General features: G+C 36.7%; 9 protein-coding genes. All 9 read left to right on the top strand.

From position 1 onward, the window contains the following. Positions 1 to 224: 224 nt before the first annotated feature. Positions 225 to 1,364, top strand: coding sequence for a helix-turn-helix domain-containing protein (locus DBR40_RS23730; protein WP_124562221.1), 1,140 nt, complete (start codon positions 225 to 227; stop codon positions 1,362 to 1,364). A 150-nt stretch (positions 1,365 to 1,514) separates the two neighbouring features. After that, positions 1,515 to 2,984 (top strand): serine hydrolase domain-containing protein, encoded by a 1,470-nt coding sequence (locus tag DBR40_RS23725; RefSeq protein WP_124562220.1) that lies wholly within the window; start codon positions 1,515 to 1,517, stop codon positions 2,982 to 2,984. A 167-nt stretch (positions 2,985 to 3,151) separates the two neighbouring features. Continuing rightward, positions 3,152 to 4,618, top strand: coding sequence for a serine hydrolase domain-containing protein (locus DBR40_RS23720; protein WP_124562219.1), 1,467 nt, complete (start codon positions 3,152 to 3,154; stop codon positions 4,616 to 4,618). 168 nt (positions 4,619 to 4,786) lie between these two features. Further along, positions 4,787 to 5,845, top strand: coding sequence for a serine hydrolase domain-containing protein (locus DBR40_RS23715; protein ID WP_124562218.1), 1,059 nt, complete (start codon positions 4,787 to 4,789; stop codon positions 5,843 to 5,845). Positions 5,846 to 6,082: 237 nt separating this feature from the next. Beyond that, positions 6,083 to 6,241, top strand: coding sequence for a hypothetical protein (locus tag DBR40_RS26775; protein WP_158674122.1), 159 nt, complete (start codon positions 6,083 to 6,085; stop codon positions 6,239 to 6,241). Positions 6,242 to 6,545: 304 nt separating this feature from the next. After that, positions 6,546 to 7,115, top strand: a complete 570-nt coding sequence (locus tag DBR40_RS23710; protein WP_124562217.1) for a helix-turn-helix domain-containing protein — start codon at positions 6,546 to 6,548, stop codon at positions 7,113 to 7,115. An 82-nt stretch (positions 7,116 to 7,197) separates the two neighbouring features. Then, a complete protein-coding gene (locus DBR40_RS23705; RefSeq protein ID WP_124562216.1) occupies positions 7,198 to 8,088 on the top strand; it encodes an alkaline phosphatase in 891 nt (296 codons plus the stop codon). Between the two features lie 158 nt (positions 8,089 to 8,246). Then, the gene (locus tag DBR40_RS23700) at positions 8,247 to 9,626 is read left to right on the top strand and encodes a DUF5690 family protein (protein ID WP_124562215.1); all 1,380 of its coding nucleotides are present in this window, start codon (positions 8,247 to 8,249) and stop codon (positions 9,624 to 9,626) included. A gap of 63 nt (positions 9,627 to 9,689) precedes the next feature. Beyond that, positions 9,690 to 10,853, top strand: coding sequence for a TIGR03364 family FAD-dependent oxidoreductase (locus DBR40_RS23695; protein ID WP_124562214.1), 1,164 nt, complete (start codon positions 9,690 to 9,692; stop codon positions 10,851 to 10,853). The last annotated feature ends 59 nt before the right edge of the window (positions 10,854 to 10,912 follow it).

The following is a 10,912-nucleotide window of genomic DNA, read 5'->3' as shown; positions in this document are numbered from 1 at the left end:
TATCTTCCTACTCGATTTAAGCCCATCCAGGCTTAACTATTTTACCTCTTCTAATCAATGTTATGTTGGCAATAGCCCGATAGGTAATCATCATAAAATTAACTAAATTCGCCGCATAAAAACTGGAGGTAAAGAACGCATATTCTAAAACTGCAAATTTACTCCTACCCGAATACCAAAAAAACTAACTTTCCTGAGATAAATGGGCCATAAAAGAATAACGAATGGATAAAATTAATTTGCTGGTTATTGTAACTGTAATTTCCTTGTTCATTTCACTATTTCTAGCATTTTTTTTGCTTACAGTTAAAACCAAACACAAGACGAGCAATGTGCTGTTTGCTATTTTTCTATTGATAAATGCAACAGATCTTAGTCATCCTTTATTTAATTTATATACTGATGGTCCTTCGAATCTGGGAATGTTCAGGACTACATTTGCTTTCTTACAAATTCCAGTTTTTTATCTGTACGTTTTATCTGTTTGTTATGCTGATTTCAGGTTTAAACCTAAATATTTGCTTCATCTGCTTCCATTTTTCATTGTAAACGCAATTTTATTACCTCGTTTTTATGCTGTAGATGCCGCCGCTAAAATTGATTTTATTGTAAATCGCCAAAGTATGGTTGAAGTGCAATTCAATCATCTTCTTATTCTTATTCAAATAGTGATCTATTTAGCAGCTATTTTTATGCTATTAAGAAAAGCAAAAAAGCTCTATCTGGAAAATAATGCAGGCGACAGTATCAATTCTTATCATTGGCTATTTCAGTTTACAAGCGTACTCACCATTTTATATTTAACTGCCATTTTAAAAAATGCATTTAAATTTTCTGATTATCCCTACATCTCTGAATGGATAAAGATTGGAATATCGGTATTTAGCCTGTTTATGATTTGTTGGTATTTATACAAGGCATTAAATCATCCGGATTTATTCAGAAGTATAGACTCAAAATTAAAATTGGTTTCGGACCTTATTCTGGAAGAAAAAAATAACCAGCAATTAGCCATAGCTGAAGAGGAATACAATGAAGAGTTATTGAAATTGAAGCAGTATATGGCCGAAGAAAAACCATTTCTTAATCCTGCTTTAACCATTCAAGAGGTCTCAAAGCATATTAGAGTTCCTGTTCGCGACTTATCGCTTTTAATTAACCATAAACTGGAACAACATTTTTACGATTTCGTTAATGCTTACCGGATAGAGACTGCCATGGATATTTTAAGGGATGGGACAAAAGGTAAGCTAACTATTCTCGAAATTCTATATGATGTAGGTTTTAATTCAAAATCTTCTTTTAATACGGCTTTTAAAAAACACACTGGCAAAACCCCTACTGTTTATCGTAAGGGTTTGTAAAATAGCGCTTTGTAATTATTTGTACTTGTCTTTTTAATTACCTGTACTTATTTTTTGAAACAAATGCGTTCGACTACGTCTATTCGGTCGCACAGTGTTAACTTCTTTTTCATGTTTGTATCGTCATAATTTTTAACCTAAAAACGATACATGAAAAGGACACTCTATTTACTAACGCTTCTATTAATAGTTTCGGGTTGCCAAACCAGCTATAAAGTTTTATCGAAAAAAAGAGACTATAGCTTTCTAACCGACAGTTTACACCTTGAACAACAATTAGCAAAATACAAGCTTCCGGGGGGCAGCCTTGTTGTTTTTGAAAATTATCAAATGGTGTATTTGAGCCAAGTAGGATTGAAATCAATGAATGCTAAAGAGAAAATAGACGAAAACACTGCCTTTTCTGTAGCATCAATTACAAAACCAATAACGGCACTGCTTTGCCATATACTTGAAGAGAAAGGCTTAATTAATTTAGATGATCCAATAGATCAATATTTAAAACGTTGGCACTTGCCTAAAAGTAAGTTTACGGAGCATAATAGTCCAACCTGGAGGCAATTCTTTAACCATACTTCTGGTACAAATCAAGGCGGATTTGCAGACTATTATGAAGGAGATACCATTCCAACAATTAAACAAAGTCTTTTAGGGCAAATACCAAGATACAATAAGGAAATTGAATTCTTGTTTACACCTGGAAGCAGTTTTGAATACAGTGGCGGCGGTTATGTAATTGTACAAATGGCATTAGAAGATACCTTGAATAAATCTATTGCAGAACTTGCAGCAGAATACCTTTTTTCGCCTCTTGGTTTAAAAAACACCACAATGAGACAGCCTAACCAAACCGGATTTTTGACTAATGTTGCTTCAGTTCACGATAAAGATGGAAAAGTGATTAAAAAAGGCCTGCCAATTACACCGCAAGTTGGAGCATCTGGAGTATGGTCTACCCCAACAGATTTAGCTAAACTTACCATTGAGATACAAAATGCCTTGCGCAATAAAAACAACAAAGTAATTTCTCATCGTATAGCTAAAAAAGTAACCGCAGTAAGCGCTTTGAAAAATGCTGTTGGTGGTTGGGCTTATGGATGGCAAAAGTCTGTTGGTTACAACAACTACGATTGGTTTATGTGTAGTGGCTCTAATACTGGAGTTGGTGGTAGTATTTTTGCTACGATGACAGATGGGAATGGCTTTGTAATTCTTGCGAATGGCGAAAAACCTAATCGTATTCCTGTGATCAACCAAGTGCGGATAAAGCTGTTGACGTTGATGAACTGGAACAAAAAAGTACCTCATGAAAACATTCAGGAAATACCTTCGAGTTTAAAAAAGCAACTGATCGGAACTTATGATGATTTCCTTTATGGGCAGGGAATGGATATCAAAATTGTAGAAAAGAATAACCGTCTTTATGTTGAATCTCCATTTTTGGAAATCTTTAAGGGGAAGAATGAAAATGAGTTGCTGTATCTGAAAAATGGATTATTTAAAATTGTAGATTATCCCAACCTGTTAAAATTCGATTTCAGCAATGGAAAACTAAATGCTGTAGTATTAACAAGAGATCAGTTAGCTATTCAAATCCCAATAATAATTAAAGAAAAATAACATCAACATATCGAACGCTAGATTGCAAGGTGTTGTAATTCAGTAGTTTGTGATTACTCGTACTTGTTTTTTCAAACAAATGCGTTCGACTACGTCTATTCGGTCGCACAGTGTTAACTTCTTTTTCATGTTTGTATCGTCATAATTTTTAACCTAAAAACGATACCATGAAAAGTACGCTTTATTTACTCATCCTTCTCTTAACAGTTTCGAGTTGTCAAATAAACAAAAGAGTATTGTCTACAAAAAGAGACCTTAGCTTTCTTACAGACAGTTTAAATGTTGAACAACAATTAGTAAAACACAAGCTTCCAGGGTTTAGTGTTGTTGTTTTTGAAAACTACAAAATCGTTTATACTAATCAATTTGGAGTAAAATCAACAGATTCAAAAGAAAAAATAGATGGAAACACTGCTTTCTCTACAGCATCTATTTCAAAACCAATTACCGCATTGCTTTGCTACGTGCTTGAAGAGAAAGGACTGATCAATTTAGATGAACCAATAGATAAATCCTTAAAACGTTGGCATTTGCCAAAAAGTAAGTTTACGGAGAACAACAGCCCAACCTGGAGACAATTTCTTAATCATACAGCCGGCACAACTCAAGAGGGATTTGCAGACTATTATGAAGGAGATACCATTCCAACGCTAAAACAAAGTCTTTTAGGTCAGATACCGAGATACAATAAAGAAATTGATTTCTTATTCACTCCAGGAACCGATTGGCAATACAGTGGTGGCGGATATGTAATTATCCAAATGGCATTAGAGGATACCTTGAATAAATCTATCGCCGAGCTTGCAGCAAGATATATTTTTTCGCCACTTGGCTTAAAAAACACCACAATGATACAGCCAAATGAAAAGGGATTCCTAACTAACGTGGCGCTTGTTCATGATGAAGAAGGAAAAGTAATCAGAAATGGTTTGCCAATCACGCCTCAAGTTGGGCCATCTGGCTTATGGTCTACGCCAACAGATTTAGCTAAAATTGCTATTGAAATACAAAATGCTTTACGCAATAAAAACAACAAGGTGATCTCTCATGATATTGCCAAAAAAATAACAGCAGTAAGCGCTTTAAAAAATGCTGTGGGTGGATGGAGTTACGGATGGCAAAAATCTTTTGGTTACAACAACTACGATTGGTTTTCTTGTAATGGTTCCAATACTGGAGTTGGGGGCAATGTTTTGGCGTCTATGACAGATGGTAACGGTATTGTATATCTGGCCAATGGCGAAAAACCTAATCGTTTTCCAGTGATGAATAATACCAGGATAAAGATACTTACACTAATGGGCTGGAATAAAAAAATCAATGAAGACATTCAGGAAATACCTATGAGTTTAAAAAAACAACTGATAGGAACTTATAACGATTTCTTATATGGACAGGGAATGGAAACCAAAATTGTAGAAAAGAATAATCGTCTTTATGTTGAGTCTCTTCTTTTGGATTTTCTTAAAGGAAAAAATGAGAATGAGTTACTATATCTAAAAAATGGATTATTTAAAATTGTAGATTATCCCAACCTATTAAAATTTGATTTCAGCAATGGAAAACTAAATGCTGTAGTATTAACAAGAGATCAGTTAGCTATTCAAATCCTAATAATAAATAAAGAAAAATAACATCAACACATCGAACGCTACATTGCAAGGTGTTGTAGTGCAGTGGTTTGTAATTACTCGTACTTGTTTTTTTAAACAAATGCGTTCGACTACGTTTATTCGGTCGCATAGCGCCAGTTTCTTCCTCATGTTTGCATAGAAATAATTTTTAATATAAAATTCGATATCATGAAAACTTCATTAAAACTCTTAGCCACTCTATTATTCATCAGTAACTTTTCTTTTGGACAAGATATTTCTAAAAAGATTGATTCCATCATAAAGGATAATTATCAAAAAAATCCAAACGTTGGTATTAGCGTTGGCTTTATCCAAAATGAGGAAGCATACTATACCGCCTATGGTAATTTGAACGCGACCAGTCAAACGAAAATCGATAAGCATTCGATCTTCGAAATTGCATCGATCACTAAAATTTTAACTTCAAATTTAATAGCACAAGCAGTTGTGGAGCATAAAATAAAAACCGATGATTTTATCGATGGCTTCCTTCCTAAGGGCTATGTGTTACATCAAAATCTTAAAAACAAGATCAAAATTTCAGACCTGGGCTCTCATCAATCTGGTTTGCCTGATATCGATTTTGTGAAATTAATAGCGTTAAATCCACAACAGCCTGTAAGTAATGTAACTGAAGAAACATTGACCACTATCATCAATAACTGTACAGAACTAAAAGATTATGGTAAATTTCGTTATTCTACAATTGGCTATACTTTGCTTGGACAAATATTAGAAACAATATATGGCAAGAGTTATGATCAAATTATTAGAGAGAAAATATTCCAACCGTTAAAAATGACAAGTACATTGACCAAAGATTTCAATGTAAAAAACATAACGACAGCTCACAATCCAGAAGGTGGCATTCAGGAATTCTTCAACTGGAATGTTACCGCACCTGCCGGATTGGTAAAATCTAACGCTGTTGATATGGTTACCTATTTAAAAGCAGTTTTGAATAAAGAAACTGCAGTAGGTAAAGCATCCATCATTGCAGAAAAAATCTACTATAAAGATGACAAAAGAGAAATGGGATTTGGTTTTAATATGATAGTGGATGATCAAAATACCGTTTACCTAAAATCTGGAGATTCTATGGGACAATCTTCAATTATATTTTACAATAGGGCTAAAAACTGGGGTGTCATTATCCTACTAGATCAAAGAAACTCAAAAATGAGACAGGATTTGCTGGATAAAATTTATAATACTGTTTTAAAATAGGTAAAGCATTTAGTTTGCCCACAAGTATAAAAGAACAGCGTAAAATTTTCAGTTGATTTCTCTTTTGTAGTGTGTTTATTTGTAAGCGCCTGTGTAAAGGGGGTTAAAGTCATAGCGAGAGTTGTGGCTTTTTTTATTTACATGCACTCAAATCCAATTAAACTTTCTGCGTTTGCAGCCGTCCAAATTGTACACACAGCATAAAGCTTGATTTATTATTTACTTAAAATTTAGGTTATGAAAAAGATTGTAAATGCGTTGCTCTTATTGGTTATGGTTGTGAATTTTAGTGCCTGCGTGGTGCATACCAGAGGGCCAAGAGGAGAATGGGTGCGCGGGCACTACGTAATCGGTCCTCATGGCGGCCGCTATTGGGTGCATGGCCATTACCGTTAATAGGGGGCTGGAGGATTGAATGATTGAGTTTTGGATGAAAGAATGGTTAACTGTTCAATCATTCAAAATTCAATCATTTTTTATTTGCCTTAATTATCTTACTTCTTAATGTTAAAAAAATCATCATTAAGTAATTAAGAACATTAAGCGTTTTTAGCGATATTCCAAATACATTCAATCATTCAAAACTCGGTGATTCTCTCTCAAAACTCATGTTTAAAAAACGTTTACGTAACGATTGTGATTTTTGAATAAGATTACAGGAATAAAATAATACATTAGCAGCATCAATCTTATTTAATATATGCAGGAAGAAATTCTTTTACAGATAAGCGGAAAAATTAAAGAACGTCGTAAAGAACTTGGCATTACCGTGCAGGAACTTGCCGATAAGGCATCGGTAAGCAAAGGACTTATTTCGCAGATCGAGAATAGCCGTACCATACCATCATTAATGGTGTTAATGGATATTATTAAAAGCCTGCAGATTGATTTGAACAGCTTTTTTAAAGATATCAATTTCCATAAAAAAGATGCGCCCGTTCTGGTGAAGCGAAAAGACCAGTATCAGCAATTTGAAAAAGAGCAGGCCATGGGTTTTAACTACTCACGTATCCTGACCAAAAACATTAAATTTTCTACGGCCGATTTTGTATTGCTCGAGCTGGAGGTAAATGCGCACCGCCCAATGGTTAAAACCGAAGCCTTTGAATTTAAGTACATGATTGAAGGCAAGGTAGAGTACCAGTTCTCTAAAAAGAAAATTGTACTCGAAAAAGGCGATTCGATGCTTTTCGATGGCAGACTCTCACATACTCCTGTTAATATTGGCGATGGGAAGGCATTAATGCTCGTAATTTATTTTTTTGAGTAAAAAAACGATAAACAATGTTTATTAATACTTAACAAATTTTTACCTTCATGTTTATAAACACAAATAATATAAACAAATGAACATGAAGAAAATTTTATTGGCTGCATTAGTGCTGCTGTGCACATCCCTTTCGGTTGTGGCACAATCAAAAAAAGTTAAACACGTTGTTTTAATTGGTTGCGATGGTTTTGGTGCATATGCACTGAAGGAAGCCAAAATGCCAAATCTTAAAGCATTAATGAGCAGCGGCTCGTGGACCGATAAGGCCCGTTGCGTGTTGCCCTCTTCGAGTGCCGTAAACTGGGCTTCGCTGTTAATGGGAGCCGGACCTACCGAGCATGGTTATACCGAATGGGACAGCAAAGTGCCCGAAATCCCCTCAGCAACCAAAACAGCCTATGGTATATTTCCAACCATATTCAGCGTAGTCAGAGATCAGAAAAAAGAAGCTAAAACAGCTGTGGTTTACAGTTGGGGTGGTATTGGCTATCTTTTCGAAAAAGAGGCTGTTAATATTGTAGTTAATGGAAACGATAAAGACGATTTTTGTACCGACACTGCTGCGACTATTATCAGGAAAGAAAAACCTTATTTTACCTTTTTGCATTTAGATGAGCCTGACCATACCGGTCATGCTATTGGGCACCGTACACCTGAGTATTATAAACAACTGGAACTGGTAGACCAACGTATCGGTAAAATTGTACAGGCCGTTAAAGATGCCGGGATAGCAGACGAAACCATCATATTGGTTACGGCAGATCATGGCGGCACAGGCAAAGGCCACGGCGGTAAATCGTTAGATGAGATTCAGATCCCGTGGGTTATTGCGGGGCCGGGGGTGCGTAAAAACCACGAACTTAAGGATGTGATTATTACTTACGATACAGCTGCTACTTTAGCCTGGATAATGGGACTGCAGCAGCCACAAAGTTGGCGGGGCAAACCAGTGCAGGAAGCATTTACAAAATAGTACCTGCTTTGGCTGGTATAAACTTAACAATTTGATAACTTAACTTTTGTTTACAAATAATAAACTATGTTTACTATTGCGATGTTAAATACAAAAGTTTATGGCTATCAGGTTAAAAGCGTTAAACAACGCAGGCACAATCGTTAAAAACAGGTATTATGCCGTTAATAAAATTCAGCAGGCTCAAATTACTAAACTCGGCAGTTAAAATGAGTCTGCTGCATGTTGCCCGCAAAAAAGCACTTAACTGGCCTTATTGGTTAATTACTGTGCTTGGTGGTATTGCTGCCTTTGGTTGCTATACCAGTATGTATGCTTTCAGAAAAGCCTTTGCTTCTGCCACTTTTGAGCATCAGGAATTTCTGCATGTCGATTATAAAGTATGGCTGGTGGTTGCGCAAATGGTGGGGTACACGCTCAGCAAGTTTTATGGCATACGCTTTATTTCCGAATCGGGTAAAAATAACCGGGCGCGAAGTATTATCCTGCTTATAGTTTTTTCGTGGCTGGCCTTACTGGGCTTTGCATGTGTACCTGCTCCTTACAATATCGCTTTCCTTTTGCTTAATGGTTTTCCGTTGGGTATGATCTGGGGTTTGGTATTTAGCTATTTAGAAGGCCGTAAAACCACCGAGTTTATGGGCGCATTAATGTCTATCAGTTTAATATTTGCTTCTGGCTTTGTTAAAACGGTGGCGCGTACCTTAATGTCGGTTGCAGGTGTGAGCGATAACTGGATGCCTTTTCTTACCGGACTTGTTTTTCTGTTGCCGCTCTTCTTCTTTGTTTTTTGTTTAGAAGTAATGCCGCCACCATCAAAAGAAGATAAGCTATTGCGTACCGAACGGGTGCCTATGAATGCAAAACAGCGTGCTAAATTTATAACTGCTTTTTTGCCGGGCATCGTACTCACCATTATTATTTATGTGCTGCTTACCTGTATCCGCGATATGCGCGATAATTTTGAGGTAGAGATATGGAATGGTTTGGGTATTCATGATAATCATATTTATACTCAAATCGATACCCTGATTTCGGTAGTGGTATTGGTTATGATTGGACTGCTGATTCTGATTAAAGATAACCTTAAAGCTTTTACTGTTATCCATGTAATGATTATAGCAGGCTGTTTGCTAATTGGCTTTAGTACCTTTCTTTTTGATAAGGGATATGTTGGGCCTGTAAGCTGGATGGCTTTATTGGGTATGGGACTTTATATGGCTTATATCCCTTATAATGCCATTTTCTTTGAGCGGATGATTGCCAATTTCCATTATAAGAGCAACATTGGTTTTATTATGTACGTGGCCGATTCTATTGGCTATGTAGGTAGTTTTTCGGTGTTAATGCTGCATGAATTTGGCGAAACCAATGTAAGCTGGATGCATTTCTTTAAGCAGTGCTTAATTGCCGTGCCGCTTATTGGCGGTGTGTGTAGTGTGCTTTCGCTAATTTATTTCAGGCGAAAAACCTTGATGACGAATAAAAAACAGCAACACCTGCCAGCTAAACAGGCATGGAGTGGCGTTTCAGAATAACGATTAATTTAAATTTGTGCCCATTGGAAATTAAAACCAGCGAGGCACCTGAATAATAATTCAATGACAGATAAACATTTCGATCTTATTGTAGTTGGTGGTGGCATATTGGGTACTTTCCATGCTTACCATGCACTGCTTATGGGTAAAACAGTATTGCAGTTAGAAAAAGATAATTATCCGGTAGGTGCTACCGTGCGCAACTTTGGTCAGGTGGTACCATCAGGTATGGAGGCCGAGTGGTTTGAGTATGGTGTGGCCGGATTGGAAATCTACAAATCTATCCAGCAGGAATTTGATATTTCAGTTCGTAATAACGGCAGTGTTTATATTGCATCCGATGCTGATGAGCAAACCTTAATACACGAATTAAAAGCACATTACGACACTTTAGGTTACGAAACAGAGTTGCTTGGGCAGGCTGCCATCTTAAATAAATATCCGGCCATTAAATCTTCATATGCAAAAGAAGCCATATTTTTCCCCCAGGAAATTAGCGTGGAACCCGAACTGATGATTTACCGCTTGCAGCAGTACATGCAAACTAAGTTTAAGAATTATCAGCTACAGTACAACAGCCCTGTAACTGCGTGCCAACGCAAGGGCAGCGGGGTAGAGGTGGGCTTAAAAAACAACAGCGTACTTTTTACAGGCGACAAAGCCGTAATCTGTAATGGTTACGAGTTTAAGCTGCTTTATCCTGAGTTGTTTAGCGAAAGTGGTATTGTGGTAAGTAAACTGCAGATGATGCGCACGGTGCCTATGGCTGATGTACAGCTGTCGGGAAATATTTTAACGGGCTTAACTACCCGCAGGTATGAAAGTTTTGAGCATTACTGCCCTTCTTTCCAATCTATTAAAACACCAGAACATTACGAAGAACTTAAAAAATGGGGTATCCATATCTTGTTTAAACAGGCGGCAGATAGCAGCATTATTATCGGCGATTCGCACGTTTATGCAGATGTAAACCATTTTGATGACCTGGGTTTTGATCTCAGTCATCACATTAACGAATTAATGCTCGAAGAAGCAGCGCGCATTGTTGATTTTGATGTGCGTAAGCTGCAAACTACCTGGGCTGGCTTTTATCCGCAACACGCAACTAAACATATTGTAACCTACGATTTGGATGATTGTATCCATATCCGCACTGCTATTGGTGGCAAAGGTATGACCGCGAGCGCGGGTTATGCAGCCGAAAGCATTAAGAATATATTTAGTTAACAAATACTAAACAAAATAGTGGTATTTTGTTAACTAAAAGTTGGTATTAGGCTAACATG

Origin of the sequence: Pedobacter sp. KBW01, assembly GCF_003852395.1 — a bacterium.
In the GTDB taxonomy this organism is placed as follows: Bacteria; Bacteroidota; Bacteroidia; order Sphingobacteriales; family Sphingobacteriaceae; genus Pedobacter.
This window is presented reverse-complemented; position numbering and strand designations above follow the sequence as displayed.

Excerpts from the sequence above, each read along its gene's own strand:
- DBR40_RS23720 (WP_124562219.1), top strand. The coding sequence starts at position 3,152 with ATGAAAAGTACGCTTTATTTACTCATCCTTCTCTTAACAGTTTCGAGT.
- DBR40_RS23725 (WP_124562220.1), top strand. The coding sequence starts at position 1,515 with ATGAAAAGGACACTCTATTTACTAACGCTTCTATTAATAGTTTCGGGT.
- DBR40_RS23730 (WP_124562221.1), top strand. The coding sequence starts at position 225 with ATGGATAAAATTAATTTGCTGGTTATTGTAACTGTAATTTCCTTGTTC.
- DBR40_RS23705 (WP_124562216.1), top strand. The coding sequence starts at position 7,198 with ATGAAGAAAATTTTATTGGCTGCATTAGTGCTGCTGTGCACATCCCTT.
- DBR40_RS23695 (WP_124562214.1), top strand. The coding sequence starts at position 9,690 with ATGACAGATAAACATTTCGATCTTATTGTAGTTGGTGGTGGCATATTG.
- DBR40_RS23700 (WP_124562215.1), top strand. The coding sequence starts at position 8,247 with ATGCCGTTAATAAAATTCAGCAGGCTCAAATTACTAAACTCGGCAGTT.
- DBR40_RS26775 (WP_158674122.1), top strand. The coding sequence starts at position 6,083 with ATGAAAAAGATTGTAAATGCGTTGCTCTTATTGGTTATGGTTGTGAAT.
- DBR40_RS23710 (WP_124562217.1), top strand. The coding sequence starts at position 6,546 with ATGCAGGAAGAAATTCTTTTACAGATAAGCGGAAAAATTAAAGAACGT.
- DBR40_RS23715 (WP_124562218.1), top strand. The coding sequence starts at position 4,787 with ATGAAAACTTCATTAAAACTCTTAGCCACTCTATTATTCATCAGTAAC.